At 45.5% G+C, this 19,887-nt stretch carries 19 protein-coding genes and 1 pseudogene; 17 read left to right on the top strand and 3 right to left on the bottom strand.

The genetic code is table 11. The features are described from left to right. The first annotated feature begins 240 nt into the window (after window positions 1-240). From BHW66_RS08185 to BHW66_RS08105, 17 genes and pseudogenes are all read left to right on the top strand, one after another. The gene (locus tag BHW66_RS08185; protein ID WP_286688995.1) at window positions 241-5,415 is read left to right on the top strand and encodes a sugar-binding protein; all 5,175 of its coding nucleotides are present in this window, start codon (window positions 241-243) and stop codon (window positions 5,413-5,415) included. Next, window positions 5,384-5,506 (top strand): annotated as a pseudogene (locus BHW66_RS12820) (RHS repeat-associated core domain-containing protein); the annotation flags it as partial. The gene BHW66_RS08185 and the pseudogene BHW66_RS12820, both read left to right, overlap by 32 nt. 75 nt (window positions 5,507-5,581) lie before the next feature. Continuing rightward, window positions 5,582-5,863, top strand: a complete 282-nt coding sequence (locus BHW66_RS08175) for a hypothetical protein (RefSeq protein WP_286688994.1) — start codon at window positions 5,582-5,584, stop codon at window positions 5,861-5,863. A gap of 13 nt (window positions 5,864-5,876) precedes the next feature. Beyond that, the gene (locus tag BHW66_RS08170) at window positions 5,877-6,512 is read left to right on the top strand and encodes a hypothetical protein (protein ID WP_182916532.1); all 636 of its coding nucleotides are present in this window, start codon (window positions 5,877-5,879) and stop codon (window positions 6,510-6,512) included. Window positions 6,513-7,918: 1,406 nt separating this feature from the next. Continuing rightward, window positions 7,919-8,266 (top strand): hypothetical protein, encoded by a 348-nt coding sequence (locus tag BHW66_RS08165; protein WP_286688993.1) that lies wholly within the window; start codon window positions 7,919-7,921, stop codon window positions 8,264-8,266. Then, on the top strand, window positions 8,191-8,787 hold the full coding sequence (locus tag BHW66_RS08160) for an RHS repeat-associated core domain-containing protein (protein WP_094175309.1): 597 nt from the start codon (window positions 8,191-8,193) through the stop codon (window positions 8,785-8,787). Before BHW66_RS08165 ends, BHW66_RS08160 begins: the two co-directional genes overlap by 76 nt. Window positions 8,788-8,833: 46 nt before the next feature. After that, window positions 8,834-9,349, top strand: a complete 516-nt coding sequence (locus BHW66_RS08155; RefSeq protein WP_022197474.1) for a hypothetical protein — start codon at window positions 8,834-8,836, stop codon at window positions 9,347-9,349. A gap of 382 nt (window positions 9,350-9,731) precedes the next feature. Further along, window positions 9,732-10,502 carry an RHS repeat-associated core domain-containing protein gene (locus tag BHW66_RS08150; RefSeq protein ID WP_182916531.1) on the top strand — a complete coding sequence of 257 codons (771 nt, stop codon included), beginning with the start codon at window positions 9,732-9,734 and terminating at the stop codon, window positions 10,500-10,502. 3 nt (window positions 10,503-10,505) lie between these two features. Further along, a complete protein-coding gene (locus BHW66_RS08145) occupies window positions 10,506-10,883 on the top strand; it encodes a hypothetical protein (protein ID WP_143247096.1) in 378 nt (125 codons plus the stop codon). After that, window positions 10,876-11,280, top strand: coding sequence for a hypothetical protein (locus BHW66_RS08140; RefSeq protein ID WP_148038581.1), 405 nt, complete (start codon window positions 10,876-10,878; stop codon window positions 11,278-11,280). Before BHW66_RS08145 ends, BHW66_RS08140 begins: the two co-directional genes overlap by 8 nt. Window positions 11,281-11,511: 231 nt before the next feature. After that, on the top strand, window positions 11,512-11,943 hold the full coding sequence (locus BHW66_RS08135) for a hypothetical protein (protein WP_215439491.1): 432 nt from the start codon (window positions 11,512-11,514) through the stop codon (window positions 11,941-11,943). Beyond that, window positions 11,943-12,485, top strand: a complete 543-nt coding sequence (locus BHW66_RS08130; RefSeq protein WP_102735614.1) for a hypothetical protein — start codon at window positions 11,943-11,945, stop codon at window positions 12,483-12,485. Before BHW66_RS08135 ends, BHW66_RS08130 begins: the two co-directional genes overlap by 1 nt. 193 nt (window positions 12,486-12,678) lie before the next feature. After that, a complete protein-coding gene (locus BHW66_RS08125; RefSeq protein WP_046436502.1) occupies window positions 12,679-13,497 on the top strand; it encodes a hypothetical protein in 819 nt (272 codons plus the stop codon). Then, the gene (locus tag BHW66_RS08120) at window positions 13,494-13,709 is read left to right on the top strand and encodes a hypothetical protein (RefSeq protein WP_046436504.1); all 216 of its coding nucleotides are present in this window, start codon (window positions 13,494-13,496) and stop codon (window positions 13,707-13,709) included. Before BHW66_RS08125 ends, BHW66_RS08120 begins: the two co-directional genes overlap by 4 nt. A gap of 23 nt (window positions 13,710-13,732) precedes the next feature. Then, window positions 13,733-14,023, top strand: coding sequence for a hypothetical protein (locus BHW66_RS08115; protein WP_182916529.1), 291 nt, complete (start codon window positions 13,733-13,735; stop codon window positions 14,021-14,023). Further along, on the top strand, window positions 14,020-14,493 hold the full coding sequence (locus BHW66_RS08110) for a hypothetical protein (protein ID WP_046436506.1): 474 nt from the start codon (window positions 14,020-14,022) through the stop codon (window positions 14,491-14,493). Before BHW66_RS08115 ends, BHW66_RS08110 begins: the two co-directional genes overlap by 4 nt. Window positions 14,494-14,700: 207 nt before the next feature. Continuing rightward, window positions 14,701-15,741 carry a glycosyltransferase gene (locus BHW66_RS08105; protein WP_046436508.1) on the top strand — a complete coding sequence of 347 codons (1,041 nt, stop codon included), beginning with the start codon at window positions 14,701-14,703 and terminating at the stop codon, window positions 15,739-15,741. Window positions 15,742-15,790: 49 nt separating this feature from the next. On the opposite strand, the gene BHW66_RS08100 is transcribed toward BHW66_RS08105, so the two are convergent. The 3 genes from BHW66_RS08100 to obgE form a co-directional block, all read right to left on the bottom strand. After that, window positions 15,791-16,816: a hypothetical protein gene (locus BHW66_RS08100; RefSeq protein WP_046436510.1), complete on the bottom strand. Its 1,026-nt coding sequence runs from the start codon at window positions 16,814-16,816 to the stop codon at window positions 15,791-15,793. A gap of 129 nt (window positions 16,817-16,945) precedes the next feature. Beyond that, window positions 16,946-18,103 (bottom strand): aminoglycoside phosphotransferase family protein, encoded by a 1,158-nt coding sequence (locus tag BHW66_RS08095; RefSeq protein WP_102732028.1) that lies wholly within the window; start codon window positions 18,101-18,103, stop codon window positions 16,946-16,948. A gap of 32 nt (window positions 18,104-18,135) precedes the next feature. Continuing rightward, window positions 18,136-19,188: a GTPase ObgE gene (gene obgE / locus BHW66_RS08090; RefSeq protein ID WP_046436512.1), complete on the bottom strand. Its 1,053-nt coding sequence runs from the start codon at window positions 19,186-19,188 to the stop codon at window positions 18,136-18,138. Window positions 19,189-19,887: the final 699 nt, after the last annotated feature.

The raw sequence follows: 19,887 nt of genomic DNA, 5'->3' as shown, positions 1-19,887 counted from the left end.
CATTTGGATATGTTGCTTCCGGAATTTTCCATATGGGCCAGAGTTTTCCATTCGGAAGCGCAGAGAAGAAATTTTTACCATTTATTGAACCACGGCTGAGGCCAGGGGGCATCCCGTGTTGGACGTGTTGAAACAGGAGGTTTTGTTGTTATGGATAAGGAACGGATAAAAATTATTGCAGTTTTTCCAAGATTGGGATGATGCAATGTTTGCGTTTCAATAGCTAATCCGATTCAAACCATGAAAGAACAATCCTTTGATAACGATGTCAATTCCCTGACGGGCATGAGCAATTCCAATAGCGGAGCTCCCTCCGCGATCGACAAACAAGCGCCAACGGACGCTTTTGAAAGAAGCTGGGACTGGGATTTTGAAGTCAGGGAGCTGGGGCCTGATGAAACGGCCGAATGCAAGGTGACCATGGGCGCCGACGATCTGGCTAACTTGACCGTGGATGGAGAAGAACGGCTGGACATCGGCCCGCGCGGACAGTACGGAGGCGGCAGTTACGAGCCGCAGACGGCTTCTTTCAGCATTGAGCCCGGAATGCATAGGGCGCATGTGGACTATAGCAATATTTCCATTCCCAATGCCAATAACAACATTGCCAAATTCTCCTTTGACCTGAAGGTGGAAATTACCAACCGGCAAACGGGTTCTTCTTCTTCCTATGTGCCCCCGGAGGCGGAAACGGAGCCAGTGGACAACAACGACGAGGGCGACGATGATCCATGCGGAGGCTCCAGCAGCGGAAGCAGCAGTTCTCCCAACAGCAGTTCCAGCAATCCATGCCCTAATGGCGACAACGGCGGGGATGAGGATGAGACTGATCCGGCCAATCCTTTTTCCCCGGATGACTGCATGGACAACCGGGGCGGTTCCCCCAGCGCGTCTGCCGTGCGTAGCCTGGTTTCCTCCGCCTCCGCCTATGGAAAGTTCTCTTCCGCAGGCAAACGGGTAACTGCCCAGACGCGGAAAACCAGCATGGTATGGCGCACCAGCTTCGGTTCCTTCCGCGGTATGGAAGGCGTGCCGTACGGGATGCTGGAAATTGTGGCTTATCACTTCTCTTCCAGGTTGTGGACGCCCGCAGCCCTGCAATACCTGCATCCCATGGCCAGCTGTATTCTGCCCCCTTCCGGTCGGGAGTTGGGGGCTGACATGGCATTCCAGATCCGGAACGGAGGCACCCGCGCCAACTATTACTGCTATGCCGGCGCGGCTAGTGCAGGCTCCATCGGCGGCTCGCGGAAAAGGACGGGTTCCGTTTCCATGGCGTATGCCGCGGCAGAGGGGCGTGTTGTCTCGGCTTCCGCCAGCGCGGCGGAAATGAGGGTCAGCAACGCCGGGGGCAATACAGTCATCTACGGCGGTTCTTCCGTTTCCGCTTTGGGCGCGGCCTCCGGCTACCGGACCAGGCTGGGTTCTTCATGGACGGCTCAGGATTTTGCCAATTACCTGGACATCGTCCGAAGCGCAGATGATGTCATCCGCCAGGTCTGGAACCTGTGGGACGGTCTGGCCAATATTGAGAACGTGACGAATACGGGCTATGTGATCGCCTTTTATCTGCCCGAGCAGGTGGGGGCCAAAAACGTTTCCACCGGTCTTTACGCCGTTACGGGGACGCCTTTTAAAACCTTCACCATTGAGGGCAATGCGGAGACCGGCAAGCTCACCGTCACGGAGCAGGCGGAAGGGCGCGAGCCTTACGTCACCCGCTACTGGCAGGGAACGGGAGGGGCCTGGTGCATATCCCAGGGGGAAGGGGAAGACGCGATTTACACGATCCGTGAAAGGCAGGAGGTTTCTTCGGGGATTTGGAAGCTCTTCACTACCGTGCAGCGCGGGGGAAACGGCGCTCCTATTTCCCGGGTGTGCGAAACCTATGAACAGGGCCGCAGCGGCAACCTGTGCACCAGCCGTATTGAGGCTTATGGAACCGACTATGCCCGTGAAACGACTTACGCTTATAACGCCGCGGGCAAACTGATCCGGGAGACGGCCCCCGACGGAAGCGAAAAGACCTGGTCCTACGACGCCTTCGGGCGTGAAACCGTCCGGATGGAACCCTGGGCGGGCGGGGGAAGGAAGGGCACCTACACCTATTACCGCTGCTCCGACCATGCCGATCCGGATATTGCGCACCAGTACGTGGTGCTCACTATAAACGCCGCACGGCTGACGGATACGCATTACGCCTATACGGAAGCCAACCATGTGCGCCGTGTGGAAAAACGCACCACGGCGTTGGGCGCGGAGGGAGAGCAGCTGGAAGTGACGGAAACGTGGCTGCCGGCGGCGCCTAACGAATACGCCCGGGGGAGGCTGAAGATGAAGCAGTCCGCCAGCGGCGTGCAGACGGTCTATGGCTATGAGGCGGCCAGCCAGTACGGCGCCCTCTACAGGGAGACCAGGGAAACGCAGATAGCGGGGCAGGCCGTGCCTGGGCACAGCACGAGGAAAGTCACGTACGTTTCCGCTCACGGAAATAACACGCGCGTTGAGAAATACGCCTTGCTGACGGATGGAACCTGGGCGCTGACGGATACGGCGGATTACGAATACGACAGAGAAAACCGGTGGATTAAGCGTACGCGCGGCAACGGCAGGGTGACGGAACGGGAGATGATGTGCTGCGGCCCCTTGTGGGAAAAGGATGAAGACGGCATCATGACTACTTACTCCTACAATACGGCGCGCCAGCTGGTGGAAGTCAGCCGGTCGGAAGTCACGGACGGAGAAACAATCGTCACGCCTGAAACCATCGTCAGCTACACGCGGGACGCCTTCGGCAGAATCCTGCAAACGCGCCGGGACGTCGGCCCCATGACGACGACGGAAAGCAGGGCTTACGATTTGCTGGGGCAGCTGGTGCAGGAAACGGACGTATTAGGAAGGAGCAATACACATGCCTACAGTGCGGACGGCCTGACGGAAACCGTCACCACGCCGACGGGCGCGACGCTCGTCACTATCCGCCATGCGGACGGGTCCGTGCTGGAGCAGAGCGGCACGGGGCAGAGGCATCTCCTCTACCGTACGGAATACTCCGCGGAAGGCGTGGTCCGTTCCACGCTGCTTCCCCGGGCGGAGGGAGAACCGGCGCTGGTGGAACAAACCGTCACGGACGGCAGGGGCAACATGGTGCGCGTCTCCCGGGCGAACGCCAACGGCGGCCTTATTCATGACCGGCGCGCTTTTGATCTGAACAACAGGCTTTTGCGGCAGCAAGTGGATGGAATGGCTCCATTGCTTTATGACTATGACCCGTTTGGCAATATCGTCAAAACCACGCTCAAACTGGCCGAAAACCCCACATCCGCCAACTCCCTAGTCACGGAGTACGCCTATGCCCGCCGGCAGCGGGAAGACGGCGTGTACCGGGTAACCACAGTCACGCGCTGCAACAGCCAGGGAACAACATATGCGGAAAGCACGGCCGAGCTGGTTTCCTTCCTGGCCCCCTCGCTGGCCGGAAAAAACATCTCCACCGATCCGCGGGGCAATGAAACCCTGCAATGGACGGAATACGCGGCTCCGGCCAGACGGACGGTAAAAACGCAGTCCCCGGCTTCTTCCGTCATTGCGGAAACTGTCGTCATAGACGGTTACGCCGTATCCCGGAAAGACCATGCGGGAGTTCTGACCGCTTCTTCCCGCGCTTATACGGCCAGCGGCAGCACGGAGACTTATACGGACGCCCGCGGCAATGCCGCCGTTACCGTCTTTGACATCGCCGGACGTGAAACAGCCAGGACGGACGCCGCCGGCAATACGACCGCCATCCAGTATGACCCGTCCACGGCTTCCCCCTCCTGCGTCACGGATGCCTTGGGCAACACGGCCTGCTACGCTTATGACCCGCGGGGACGCAAAACCGCCGAATACGGTACGGCCCTTCAGCCCTCCGTCTTTGGCTACGATGATGCGGACAGGCTGGTATCCCTCATGACGTTCCGCGTTCCGGGGGAAACCATTGCTGCCGATCCGCGGGAACGGACGGACGGGGACGTGACGGCGTGGAGCTATGACGACGCCTCCGGCCTGATGACGGCTAAAACCTATGCCGACGGCCATGGGGAAAGCTACTCTTACGATGACTGGAACAGGCTGGCGGTTAAACGACAGGCCCGGACGGCGGACGGGCAGGGAACGCCTCTGGCGACTTCTTATGCCTACGATTCGCAGACGGGCAACCTGGTCTCCGTCACTCACAACGACGCGACTCCTTCCATCACCTGTACCTACAATCACCTTAACCTGCTCACGCAGGTCACGGACGATTCCGGCACGAGGACGCTGGCTTACAACCAATATAATGAAGCGGAATCGGAAACTGCGGCAGGACTGGCGGCAAGCGCGCTCAACTATCTGCGCGACGGTCTGGGGCGGCCTTCGGGCTACAGTCTGCATTACGGGGAGGGCGTTGTCCAGCAGACGGCCTGGGAATATGACGGTTGCGGACGTCTTTCTACGGTCTCGCTCAATAACGGCGCTGATCCCTTCGTCTATGGCTACCACGCCGTCAACGGACTGTTGGAAACGCTCGATTACCCTAATACCCTCCGGAGATGGTACACCCGGGAAGAGAAACGGAATCTGCTGACCAGAATCGACTATCTACGTCCCGGCAGCGCCAACTACCCGGCCAAAACCGACTACACCTATGACGCGCTGGGGCGGCCCACGGAAAAGAAGGATTACTTCAATACCCCTACTCCCGGCCTGACGCACAGCTACAGCTACAACGGCCGCGGCGAACTGGCCGCCGACGCGATGAGCCGGGGGGGAACATATTCCTATGTGTATGACAACATCGGCAACCGCGTCACCTCCCGGGAAGGTTCGGGTGCGTCAGCGGCGGCGTACACGGCCAACAGCCTGAACCAGTACACGGCCATCACCCGGGAGGAAGAAGCGCCTTTCGCGCCTGGCTATGATGCCGACGGCAACCAGACAAAGATTCAAACGTCCACAGGAGAATGGGAAGTTTCTTATAATGCCCTGAACCAGGCGGCAAGGTTTATTCAGGGGAACAGGCGGGTGGAGTGCCGCTACGACTATCTGAACAGGCGGATTGAGAAAGCCGTCTATGAAGGAGAAGTCCTGATGTCGAAAAAACGATTCATTTATCACGGCTACCTGCAAATCGCGGAACTGGACGCCGCCGACGCGACGGAAACAGCAATGCCCGTACTGCGAAAAACCTATCTGTGGGATCCGCTGGAACCGGCAGCCACGCGCATCCTGGCCATGAGCCTCTTTGATGAGACGGGAACCTGGGCGGAAAACCTGTACTACACGCACGACCTGTTGAAAAACACCACGGCGCTCTTCGGCATCAGAGCGGGACGCCGCGCCTTGTACGAATACGACCCGTATTCCGTTCCGGTTCTCCAGCGAATACGCTGATGACGAACTGGGGCTGGTTTACTACAATTACCGTTATTATAATCCCCAAAATGGCAGGTGGATTAGTAGAGATCCTGCCGAAGAAGAAAAAACTAACAATTTATATTGGTTTGTCAGAAATAATCCACCTAATACATTTGACATATTGGGAAGACAATGTCCAGATATGTCATGGGTACAACCAGCTGCTATGGACGCATATATAAAGTGCATTGAAAATTATTCTAAAAAATTGCAAGATTGTTTAAATGACTGTGAAAATCGTTTACAGGCACAATGTGGAGGATGGTTAAATTCATATGACCGTGCACAACAATCTAACTCTTCTATTGGAGGACCGTCTGTAGAAGAAAGTAAAATTCAAGGCATTCTATTTATTATTGCATTAGCTTTTATTTTTGTCGAATATAGAAATTGTAAATTAAAATGCAAACAGATATATAATTAAATCAAGAAAAATTATGAAAAAAATATTTCTATTTTTTATTTTATTATTCCCGATGAGTGTCTATTCTGATGTGAATAATTATCAGGATTCAGACTATGTTAAAAACAATTTTTCAATAAAGGAACAAGAATATTTAAAAAAATATGTACTTCAATCTTCTGCATTCTTAATGCGTGCTGTAGGTAATTCCAAGTATTCTTCTTCTATATTAAGTGATCAAAATAACCACTTTATATTGGAGCAGTCCATGAATTTTTATCGAAAATTCAATGTTAAATATTTACCGAAGATAGTTCAAAAATATCTTTTTCAGTGTTTTCTTATAAATCAAATGATACTTAACAAGAGTAAACGTAATTATTTTAAAACCGTGATTTTGTTAAATAAAAAGAAAGTAATTGAAAATCAATTTTATAATGAAATGAAGAAACATGGATATGACTGGAATAGCAGAAACATATTGGCTCATTTTATAGGAAAAAATCCGGAAGACGTTCTGAAAAGATTAGTTGCAGACAGTTTTGAAAAATTTACCAAGAACAGAACGATAGCTATTGATCCCAAAGATAAAAAAACGATGGAAATAATCATAAAAAATGCATATATTGAATTTGCCAATTATTTAGATGATGAATCTCAGAAAAAATAATTAATTTCTTGAAATAAAAGTTATCTGATAAAGAAAATAATTAAATTGAATAGGTTTTTTATTGGTTTCATCTTTTTGTGGAGATTGATGTTTTAGTTTAAGGAATATATTAATATTATTTAAAACAGAACAAAAAATATTTAGTGCAAATTTTGCAAAAAATGTTTATTGATTAATGGAATTGTTTATTTTAAATTTTTTTATTCATTTTTTCTATTTTTATCTGAATAATTTTCTGAATATAAATAGTCAAAATGTTCTGAAAATCTTACGGCAAGAATATTCTATATAAATCCATAGTAAATTTATATCTTTTGTGGGAAGTAAATTCCGCAGGAATGAATTATATGATTTTTAAATTAATTATAAAAAATCATATAGCAGTAAAATATGTTTGGCAATGAAGGAAAAATCCATATTACTTTTCCGAGAACTCACCATCCACATGGTTTGATGTCTTTGGTTTATACAAAGACTCTGCCATTGAGTGGCTCAAAGAAAATTGTAAGTATATTGCCAAATATTCTTCCTTGTGTAAAGTTGATCCGTATGCTCTTTCAATGGCTATGGCAGAAGAATATGATGATTATCAAAGTTGGCCAACTAAATGGGCGACAGATTAGGTGCAAGGTAATATTATTGAAAACATACTTCCTGATAACGCTTAATTTTTTAAGAAAGATATTAGTTCTGTCAATATTCACTTTGCAACTGCCATCCGGTATGGACGAGAAAGTTCATTAGGCCCTTCAGTAACGTTTGGACAGGTAAAGAGTTATATTCTAACTAATCAAGAAGCCATAGAATTTTCTGTTCTCATTATGAGTCATGTCATTGATGATTTAGGAAAGGCGTCGAACGGTGTTGTATATCTGCAGAATTCTGACCAACAATTAAAAAAAATTACAAAGATGTCAAATTCATGCGAATGCATTCCGACAGGGGGTAGAGGATTACTTCAGAAAAATTCGAAAGAACAAAAAAGGTAATCCACAGTACGTGGCGGGTCCGGGCGTTAATACAGAAGAATTAAAGAATCGGTATAGTCAAATACAGAGTGCTATCTGTGAATGTATTAAAAATAATCAACCATGAAATCTTACACTCCTTCACTAATCGGATGGATAGCACTGTTTCCTATAGCTTGTGTAACACTATTCGACAAAAACATTCGCTTTCCTGTTTCTCTATCTATAACATTAGGATCGGTAATGTTCATCGGTCAATTTGCAAGCCTGTTTTGGGGATTGTGTGGTATCATCGTGAATTCGAACAGAAAAGACGATCTTATTGCACTTATATTGTCAGGTACATGGCTTGTCATCATGCTCATAGGGTTCGCGATAGGTTCTTAACACGAAGTAGTCGGCAAAATTTATTAATCCGTCTATGAAAGAGATATCCTGATGTCGAAGAAACGGTTCATCTATCACGGCTACCTGCAAATCGCGGAACTGGACGCCGCCGCGACGGAATCAGCGATGCCCGTGCTGCGAAAAACCTATCTGTGGGATCCGCTGGAACCGGCAGCTACGCGCATCCTGGCCATGGGCCTCTTTGATGAGACGGGAACCTGTGCGGAAGACCTGTACTACACGCACGACCTGTTGAAAAACACCACGGCGCTCTTCGACATCCGAGTCCGTTCCGGTTCTCCAGCGAATACGCTGATGACGAACTGGGGCTGGTTTACTACAATTACCGTTATTATAATCCCCAAAATGGCAGGTGGATTAGTAGGGATCCTATTATAGAGAAACAGAAAGATAATGTTTATTCATATGCGTATAACACACCTTCTATTTTGATTGATGTGCAGGGGCAATTCGCGTTTGCGATTGCTCTATTTAATCCTATAGGAGCGGCGGTGGTAGCGGCAGCGGCAGTAGGTGTAGCTGTTGCGGTAGTGGTGGTAGTTGCCGAAAAAGTAATAGATGAAATAAGCTCGGATACTACAAAGAAAACAGTTCCAGAAACAGTTCCAATAGCAATTCCTCAAAAACCTAGATATGGAAATTGTTCAAAACAAAGACATAGTGAATTAAATAAAGAGGTTGGTCGTAAGTGCAAAGGTTCATCAATGCATTGTAAAAACAAAAATATGTGTAAAAATGAAATAGAAAGAAATATAAAAAGATTTCAAGACTGTATTGATGCAAGAACAAAAATAAATAATGAGTGTTTCAATGGTGGAGATAATGCACATAATGATGAAATTGAGCGCGCTTTAGCGGGTAAAAAACGTTGCCAAGATAAACTCAATCAATTATTATAAAAATTTCCACAGTCAAAAAATTCATAAAATTAAATTTTTATCTATCGTGAATACTAATTTCCTATCCTATCAATCCTTTATTGATGCAATGAAGGTTATATATCCTGTATTTCCGCTTCCGAATAATAAACAATTCGAAATATGCATTGATTTGATCAAATCAGAATCTTTTGCGTTACCTGCAATTGAATTTTGTGAATATGTTCATATTCATAAAATAAATTGGTTAAAATGCTCGTGGGAACATGATTTAATGCCACTTGAATACGATACAACAATTTTGCCGAATTATATATTTTCGACATCTTTTCTTAGATATTATTTCCCGGCATGTTTAAATTTAACTATCAAATATTTTTTTGGGGATTATCATAAATATGAAGTTGGGAATATCGATTCATTTGTAGAACATACAATTGATGCTGTTATTGAAAATTATAAGGATTTGAATGAAAGTGAAAGAACGTTGTTGGGAAGAATATTAAAGATAATAGAAAACAATCCATTTTACGATTATAAAAATGAATGCATAAAATTAAAAGATAAAATTATGAATAATTAGATATAATAATTTATATTGTCATCCTCTCTTCAAGATTGAGAATATAGGATTTCCTTTATTATATTCATCATCATATCTAATGACCGTGTGGCATATATCCGATTTGACGTTTCGAAAGAAGATGTTCAAGCGACCCTCTTCATGTTCTTTTCTAGAAGAAACTACATATCAAATTCTTTTTAATGATTAATATAATATGTGCAGATCTAAATTAGAACAGCAACATTCAATAAGAACGGTCAATGGTTTTTACAAGATCTTGAACTAATAGTATTGTGAAGTAATATTACAATATGATCGGACAACGGAAACGATAACGCCCGTATTAAGAAAAACCTATCTGTGAAATCCTCTGGAGCAGGTAGCCACGCGCATCCTGGCCATGAGCCTCTTTGATGAAAAGGGAACCTGGGCGGAAGACCTGTACTGCACGCACGACCTGTTGAAAAACGCTACGGCGCTCTTCGGCATCCGAGCGGGACGCCGCGCCTTGTACGAATACGGCCCATATGGGAATATCCTCAGGATGGAAGGAAATGCCGCAGAGGACAATCCGTTCCGGTTCTCCAGCGAATACGCTGATGACGAACTGGGGCTGGTTTACTACAATTACCGCTATTATAATCCCCAAAATGGCAGGTGGATTAGTAGAGAGCCTGCTGGAGAAATAGATGGATGGAATTTGTATTCTTTTGTCAACAATAAATTGACTCAACATATTGATTTTTTAGGATTTCAGGCAATAGATGCGTCTTTGCTTGGTACTGGCCCAACAAATTCCGTCGGCGCAGCTACATTGATAGAACCTGCCAAAGTGGCACTGGCAGCAGGAGTAATAGCAGCGGCTGGAACAGTAGCCATAGTCTCTAAAGAATCCCTTCAAAGATCTATGATGAGAAGCGGAGTCAAGGTTGAAGAAATATTAAAAGAATTAAAACATCGGAAAGGGATGTGGGTATGTTACGTTCGAGGAAGCACTCTCCCGACGAAAGAAAATAAAGGAACATGTTGTCCAGAAGTTATTCATGGTTATGGTGTAGGAAAAACTCAAAACATTGCTCATGAGGCTGCAAAGAGATACGCTTCCTCTAGAACTCCTAAGGGATGCACAGCCAAACATGAATCTAACAACTATAAATGTGCAAAATGGTAAAATATGATGGAGTCAATCACAAAATATGAATTAGTTACAACTTTGGAATTCCAACTTGTAACAGAATCTTCTTTGCCTGATTGGATTGTTAGGCTAGATTTGTATAAAACTAAAAAAAATAAGGAGGTTCTTTATTATCCGCGAATTTTTAGTCGGGAACTCTATATGATTTCAAGACATGGAAAACGCTCGGTGTCTCATTGGTTGTGGACAGAAGAATCGTTTAGAGATTTATGCTGGGATGCTCATATTCGGGCGAAGGATGAAGATCATGCAGTACAAATTCTGGAGAGCTACCTCAATCATTGGATCAATAACAGGGAAATCCCACCTAATGTAAAAAACTGTATTATAGATGAAAATCCATTAAACCATGGCTGAATTAATTAAATCAGGGAGAAAAATCAGAACGGATTATTATTGGTTCAAAGAATTTTGTTTTTTGCCAGATGCAGGAAGAGATATTGAACGATTAAAAATAGAGACATTTTTATCATGTAAACAAGAGTATTATGCCCGTTGTTTTGTAGAAATGGAAATGGATTTATTCATCATGCATCCCATGATGCATGCTAACGTATCAGAAGGTATTGAAGTTGAATGTTCTATGATAGGAAATCTGATAAGTTCAAGTAGAGTTTGGTCGTGCTATCAGGCTCGGATTCATAGTTGTATTCGCAAGGGTATATTTTTAAAAAATGTTCGTAATTTTAGCGATGTTGTAAAAAAACAGGCTCGTAAAAAACGACGAAATTCTCGTTTCTTCTTTTGCAAGTAGCAATTGAAACTGACGTATGTAGACAAAGAAAAAAATACTAAGATTAGTATCATAAATGAGAGTAGAAGTATATATTCCATTTGAAAATAAGGAATGACAGTTTGCTTCATTTGGTTGTTTAATAGGATAAATGCTTTCTTTAGATACAGTCTCCCGGGAAATTTTTACAATGATTTGAACTAATGATATTATGAATTTATATTAACGGAGTTGTTGTATCCAGTTGGATTGATGGTTACTGCTGTTGCAGTAACCACCGTAGCCATTACTGAAGTTATTGCCCCAGGAACGACAGAAAAAGTTATTAAAAAAATATCTGAGAATGTAATTCCTAAAGTCGAGCCAATTGCCGTGCCTGTTTCAAATACAGTTCCCAAAGCAGATTGTGAAGAATTAAAGCGGAAAAAGAAAGAAGCTAAAGAAGCATCTCGAGGTCAATCATGCAAAAAATTATGTATCCCAGAGCATCCAACAGCTTCTGTTTGTGATGAATTTAAGAGACGGGCTCAAAAATTAAAAAATGCTGAAGAAGCAAGAAAAATGTATGATTCAAATTGCTTTGATGGTGGAGATAATGGACATATAGAGCAGTCTGAAGAGATAGGAAAAGGTGCCGAAAGATGTTGGAATTTATATAAAGAATGCAGGAAAAAATTACTATAATGGTGAATTATTATACTCATAAAAATTTGAATGATATGATTCGGGAAGTGGAAAGAGAATTTCCTTTAGAAAACTCTTTTTTTCCAACAAAAAACATTCGCAATCTTATTGCAAATCCTGATTATCCGGATGATGAAGGACGAGAATGCGGGGAACCGTTTTTAAACCAGCGCTGGATTGATGTTCCTGCGATACAATGGTACGATAATGCCGAATTTGTGAGTTTTGCTACAAGCAGAGCCCTTGCATATTTCTTCCCTTCTATTATAAGGAATTCTTATATGGAAGAAATATCAAGGGTGAATAATTATATGGCTGACGCTGAGGAATGGATGATGAATAAACTTATTGTCGTTTGTTTTTCGGAGAGAATACGTACTTATGTGCAAAAAGAAGTAAATTATATATACCGTTCTTATACAAAAAATCAGCTTGAAATTGTAAGGAAGTGGATATTGTTTCAAAATAAAGATAATTATTTTGCAGATAGCTGTAACAACGCTCTTAAAATATTAGATTCGGAAATTAAAAATAAAAATTAATTATAAACATTATAATAAATTCATATAAATGAAAAATATTAAAAATGAAAGAAAATGTTAAAATTTTTTCAGTAGTAATAATTACGGTATTAGTAAGAGATCGGGATGATAATATGCGTATCCATCTCTATAACCCTAACAGACCTGCAGGAAAAACAAATGTAACATTTATTAATGGAATAAGACAGTGACTATGAATATTATTTATTTATTTTTATTATTTTTTATTTCGGCGGGTAATATTTTATTTGCGGGAAACAATAATATTACCCCGTTGGATGCAGCTGTAGAAACCGCTTTGCATAAGATAAAAGAAATCAGTTCAGATATTGAAATAATAAATAAAAGTCTGTCTACATACATTCCCTTTTTATGTGAAGAGAGAAGTATTTTGCCTTTTCTTGGTTATGAATGTTGGGTTGAAGAACATCCTTGTTTAAAGGCTGAATTTCCTGATAAGTATGATATTTTATTTTTGAAAGCAGATGAAGAAAGAAAAAAATATAATATTTTATTTTTGAATGATAATAAAATATATTTTTATTATATATGTCTTCTTGAAAATAAAATGATGAAACAATATTCTATTATGGTTTCCGATTCTGAAGACGTCGTCAGTAGCGCTTTGATGAAAATAATGAAACAATATAAATTATCAAATATGATTAATCAGCAAGTGTCGTTAGAAAATCTGGAGTTTATAATTAATTTATTTGGGGCATATGGAAATGAAGTTTCTGGAACTCCTCTGGTTGCATACGGATACAATTCAAAAATTTTTGGAGTAGTTTTTGGGGGACTGTTATTACCACGTGAGGATTCAACAGCCTTTAAAATTTATTCACTATTCAACTCAATGATGGCATATTTTGAGAATTTGAAAAATAATGATATACCTAGATGTGATTCGTTATTTATTAATGGATTAAATTCAAATATTGAAAAAATCATTTTGAATAGTTCTCTCTTTGGAACTGCTAAAACTTTGGATGGTTGTCCCGGGAGCCGATGATGGAAAGGCTTCAGGAAAATCTGTGTGGCTATGTGGGAAATTTCCCCAGCGCTTTTATAGACGTACAAGGAAAGTTTGGGTTTGCATTGCCGGCGTTGTTGAATCCAGTTGGATTGACAGTTGCAGCTGTTGCAGTAACCACCGTAGCCATTACTGGAGTTATTGCTCCAGGAACGGCAGAAAAAGTTATTAAAAAATATCTGAGAATGTAATTCCTAAAGTCGAGCCAATTGCCGTGCCTTATCCAGATATTCCAAAACTTGGTGATTGTTCTGCTTCCGAACAAAAATATTTACAAGACAAAGTGAATAGAGCAAAGAAAGAGGTTGGTAAAAGTGGAAAGTGTACGGGCCATGACTGTTGCTATATATTAAAAATGAAAAAGAAAGCATGGTTAATGCTTGCTAGTGCTAGGAGTCATATTAATAATAAATGTTTTAAGGGTGGAAATAAAACTCATCACGAACAAGCGAAAGATGCTTGGAATAATTTATCAAAATGTGAAAAATTCATAGAAGAAAAATGAAATTATTAAAAAAAGAATCTTTAGAAATAAATTTTCCGATATTGCCGATTCCAAATAACATTAAAGATGAAAATGAATTTGAAGATATAACATATATTCAAGGGAAATCGTGGATATCTTTGAAAGCTAGTGATTGTAAATATATATGGGATTTTTTTCCTGTTTTCAGCAACGAGGCTTTTAGATATTATTTGCCTGCTGTTATTTATATTTCATTTGAAGAGCTGATTAAATTTCAAAAATTGAAAGATTCAGATCTCTTAGTAGATTGCACATGTCAGAATATGATCGGTAGAATGCGTGACGATTTGGATATCTTTAAAAAATTTTCTTCTGTTCAGTTACGAACCATTTTGGAATGGCTACTTGATCTTGGCGAGGAGAATAGCGGACTTAATCCATATGACTATAAAGAATGCGTTACTTGGTTATCATTATTAATAGAGGAGAAGAGCATTGAAACTATATAGAGTAATATTGTAATTATTTTTTTCTTTGTTATCAATGGATCCGGTTTAAGAGTTATAAAAAATTACGGAATTGTTTACTTTAGTCTTGTTTTATTGATTTTTCCGAATCAATTTATTGATTGTCAATAGTTAAAGTGTTTTGGAAACCTTACGGCAAGACTATTCCATGCAGTTCCGGGGAAATATCATTCAGGCATGAATTAATTAATGACATATTCTCTCTACATCATTGGATTTCCTTCACTTTACGGCGGTGCGGGGGCCGAGCTTTATCACCAGATTAAGGTTTGGAAGCAGATGGGGGTGGAAATGCATCTTATCCCCACCCAGAAAAATGCACACGGCGCCGGACTTTATCCGGAGATGGTGAAATTGGGTGTTGCGGTGCATGAAGGCTATGATTGGGAGGCCATTCCGGCAGGGGCTCCCGTCATCAGTTTTTGTAATGAAGAGTTTCTGGCTGCTCTCCCGAAGATACGAAAACGGACGGGAAGGACAGTTTTCGTCAATTGCATGACCTGGCTTTTCGGCAGGGAAAAGGAAGCCATGAGGCGGGGAGATATTTCCCTGTTTCTTTATCAAAATAGCAACGTAATGGGAAACGTCATGCCTCGCCTGAGAGCTTTAAATCCCGACCCGGCCATCCGGTTCATGACGTTTAGGCCGTATTTTGATGCGGCAGATTTTCCTTTTGCTGCAGGGCGTTCCACGGACTGGTTTGGAGCCGGACACATTTCCCGGCAGGATGAAGATAAGTTCAGCAAGGATACGTGGCATATCTACGAGCATTTTGCTTCTCCTGTCCGGAAGAAGGGCACTTTTCTCGGTTTTGACCGGCGGAGCGAGGCGAAGACCGGCAGGCCTCCCGATTGGGTGGAGACTTTCCATGATCAAAAGTCTTTGTCCCAACAGGAGTTTTACCGGCGCTGCCACATCGTTTTGCAGCCCACCGATACGACGGAGAATTGGCCGCGTGTGGGTTTTGAGGCCATGGCAAGCGGGAGTGTGCTTGTTGTGGACAGGCGCGGGGGGTGGGAACAAATGGTGGAACACGGGAAGACCGGATGGCTGTGCGAATGCCCCGGTGATTTCATCACGTACGCCACTAAGATGGCTTGGGAGCCCCACTACCGGGAAGACATGGCCGCTGCCGCCCGTGAGCGGGGCATGGCCCTGGGCGGCCAGGAAGCTTCCATGGAAAGCTGGCAGGAGGTGTTTGAGGCAATCAGCCGGATACCGGATTCGTGAAGTGCCGCTTTTGCTCTGACCGGAATGCGAACCGTTTCTTCCCTGCGGGTCAGATGAGCCATGTGCCGTATTGGCGGAGGTTCTTCTGCCTGTGCATGCTGTAGGCGATAATGTATTTGAGGAGGTCCTCCTGGGAGTAGCCGTGTTCTGCGGCCGCCAGGCAGATGGAGCCGCTTTTGCCCAGGTGGCAGCAGATGTTCATTTCCAGAATGCGCCGTTCTCCCGTCTCGAAGTCGATTCTATAGTCGATGCGGAAATAGTCCATCGGCCCCAGAGCGCTCCAGATTTTCCGGACGTCACAGGCGATGTCCTGCTCCATATCCTGAACGGAGACCAGTTGGTAGCCCAGATGGTCGTGCAGTTTCAGGTCTTCCGTGATGATGCTGCCCGGTTTGTCGGATTTCGGCTGCACATATCCCAGGATGACGGGGTTTTCCCCGCCCAGTACGGGAACGGTGACGTCAATGCCTTCGCAGTATTGTTCCACGAGCACTTCGTGCCCTTCTTCCATCAGGCGCCGGGCGCATGAGTCCACGGCTTTCCAGGAGCTGCAGATGCTGTCTTCCCGGATGCCGCCTGAAGCGGCTCCAAAACGCTTTTTGACAAAATAGGGGCCTGGGAAAGGGGCCTGGGCCGGAATACCTTTTTCTCCGGAAAGTCCAATGCCTTCCGGAACGTTCAATTCCAGGGAGCGGAATACCATTTTGGTCAGCAATTTGTCTTCCGCTATGGCGCGGATGTTGGGAGGGGCGCCCAGGTAGGGAATCTGAATGAATTCGCAGTAGGAAGAAATGAATATTTCAGGTCTGGACATGGCGAACCTGTTCATCAGGGAGAATACATAGTCCACGTTTCCCTTGGCGAATTGGACGGAATAGGGTTTGGAGGAGGAGACGACGTCATAGCCTATGTCCTGGATGGCTTTATAAATGTTGTAGTGGTACTGAGGGTAGCCTCCATTGCCTGTGTAGGGTTTTTTGGAGAAATCGGGAGCGTCGGGGGCATATGGAGCCAGGAACATGATCCTTGCCGGCTTGCCATATTGATTGAGTTGGATGTCTGGTATTTCAAACATGGCTTATGGCTATTACGTGTAATGTTTCTTGGATTATGGAATGGGCCGCCATGTTCAAATAATATAAAAAAGAAGGGACGGCATAGCCGTCCCCGGAGGTGGTGGAATAGAAGAGGGAGAACTTCTTCCTTATTTTCTGGACATTCCCCTGGCGACGCGCTGAACATATTGTTCCATGGCCGGAAGTTCCTGTTCAATGCATTCCACCAGTTTGAGCTGCGTACGGCAGCGGATGAGATTGTGGTTCGGCCGTGAGACCTTGAAGTATGGGTCGCCTTCCAGATAGTCCGTTAAGAAACGGATGCCGATTTCCAGCGTGATGAGTTTTCCTGAGAAGGCAAGCTGGTCTATTTCCGCCTGGGTCAGGAAACCGTGGGCAGCAGACAGATACCCTTCTACAATGGATTGGAACATGGGCATGCGCATGCGCACCTTGTCCAGGTCTTCTTCGTCTTCTTCCGTAGGCGGAGTGACGGTGCGCACCATATCTCCGAAGTCGTACAACACCAGGCCGGGCATGACCGTATCCAGGTCAATGACGCAGACGGCGTGGTCTGTGTCCTCATCCAGCATGACATTGTTGATTTTGGTGTCGTTATGAGTGATGCGGGTAGGAAGCACGCCTCTTTCCTGGAGATTCAGCAACCGATCCACATCCTGCTCACGGGCTTTAATGAATTCCAATTCAGGCAGACAGGTGGAAAGACGCCCCTGCGGATCCAGTTCCGCCACTTCCATCAGGCGGTTGAAGCGGTTCCGGGTATGATGGAAGCCAGGTATGGTTTCCACGATGTCGTCCGGGTTCATGTCACTGATCAAATCCTGGAAGGAGCCAAAGGCAAATCCCGCCTGGTAGGCCTGGCGGGTGTTTTCCACCACGTCGTAGGTGTGCGTGCCGGCTAGGTAGTTGTAACAGCGCCAGATGCCGTCGCCGGGGATGTCAATGTAGTTGCGTCCTCCCCGGGCCGGGTAGAGGTTGAGGGTTTGGCCGGCGGAATCTTTCAGGCGGCGCAGGACTTTCCAGTTGATGTGACGCGTGACTTTTTCCACATTGCGCATGACGGCTTTGGGGTCTTTGAAGACGTAATCGTTGATGCGCTGGAGGATATAGGAATCTTCCGTCCCGTCGCTTTTACGGTAGGTGGCCTTGTAAGTGGTGTTGATGTGCCCGCTGGGGATTTCCTTCCCGGTGACGAATTCCCCTTCAATGGCGAAGAGGTCTCCAATTCCGGCGATACGGCACAGAAGCTGGTCGGGAGCTGTCGTTACGGAGAGAGGGGCTGTCATGTCAAAGGTTGAAAGAAAGTTGAATGAATAAGTTAACGGATGAATTTATAACCTACAAGCTCATCAAGCCTGTTCCTGAGCCGGGAAATACCGTCTCCATTGAGCGCGGAAATGGGGATGACGTCCACTTTCGGGAAACGCATGCGGAAGTTAACCAGATTTTCTTCCGCTCCTTCCAGGTCCATTTTGTTGGCGACGACGAACCAGGGCTGTTTGGCCAGGTCTTCGCTGTACAGTTTAATTTCCGTGCGGAGATTCTGAAGGTCTTCAATGGGGTCGCGGCCTTCGCTGCCGGCCATGTCCAGAACGAAGACGAGCACTTTGCAGCGCGTGATGTGGCGCAGGAATTCATGTCCCAGGCCCCGGTTGTTGTGTGCGCCTTCAATGATGCCGGGAATGTCCGCCACAATGCAGCGGCGAAAGCTGTCGAATTCCACCACTCCAATGATAGGCTGAAGCGTGGTAAAAGGATAGCTGGCTACTTTGGGCTTGGCTTCCGAAATGTCTCCCAGCAATGTGCTTTTGCCCGCGTTGGGGTAGCCTACCAGCCCGGCGTCCGCAATGCGGCGCAATTCCATAAAGAAGACTCCTTCCTCCCCCTCCGTTCCCATCTCGGCTTCCGTAGGCGCCTGGTTGGTCGCGGAACGGAAATGCCAGTTTCCCTTGCCGCCGAGGCCGCCCTGGCACAGCGTGAACCGGGTGCCGATTTCCGTCAGATCCGCTATTTTTTCCAGTTCAATGCCTTCACCTTCCCGTTCCAGCCAGGTCGCCTCCGCCATGGAAGAGGCATTGCTGCGGTAGATAATGGTGCCGGGGGGCACTTTCCCGATGACGGATTTGCCGTTCTTGCCATGTTTCTTGGCGCTTTGTCCGCCTACCCCGTCCGTGGCGATTAATTTTGGATCATAAAAAAAAGAACGCAGGTCATTCGTGTGCGGATCCACTTCCAGAATGACGCTTCCGCCATCGCCTCCATCACCGCCGTCCGGGCCTCCCTTGGGCACGAATTTGGCCCTTCGGAAGCTGACCAGCCCGTTTCCTCCCTTTCCTGCCCTGGCGAATATGCGGATGTTGTCAACAAACATGGTCTGAATATGAAACATTTTCCTTCAAAACGCAAGACATGTGCAGGGCTGCACGGTTTTTCCACGGTGTAGGCCGCTGACTTTCCCGTGAAAGAGGATTTCGAATCATTACGGGAACTCCGGATGTTTTTACGATGCCCCGGATTGATTTGTGCCATGCTGGCTGTCTTCACAGTAATAAATGAAGAGAAAAATTCCTCTTATTAAAATAATCAGGGACAGCGGCAGCGACATGCCGCTTTTATTGGTGTCATGCAGACGTCTGCATGTAACGGACGGGGAAGGGAACCCAGGGTGAATAAACTCCATGCCAGAAGAGGAGCGGCAGATGCCAGACAGCAGAAAAAATTTCAGTTGAGTTCTTTTGATTTAAGCCGCTCCAGGCAAATAAAAAAATTATCGAGATAGTGAAGGACATGTCCAAAGGCAGGACGGCAGTTTGCGCGTATATCCAATCCATGTTCCGGGAGGGCGGCCCTCCCGGAAAACGGTATGTTTGAAAATGGCCTGTTTAGCGATTCCCAACAAGTTGTCCCCCTTGAAGATTGTCGTTTGCGCAGTGTTCGTGTCCGGCATGATCCGTCGCAGTTTCGGAAGGTCTGTTTCCAATCAGGAAAAAAATTGATTCAGTATTTCATGTAATGTTTTAAAATGAGTGGATTACTTATGGAAAACCTCTCTGGAGGCCACTGTAATTGC

Origin of the sequence: Akkermansia sp. 54_46, from assembly GCF_001917295.1 — a bacterium.
Taxonomy (GTDB): domain Bacteria; phylum Verrucomicrobiota; class Verrucomicrobiia; order Verrucomicrobiales; family Akkermansiaceae; genus Akkermansia; species Akkermansia muciniphila.
The sequence above is the reverse complement of the archived record's forward strand: the minus strand, read 5'-3'. Positions and strand labels throughout refer to the sequence as shown.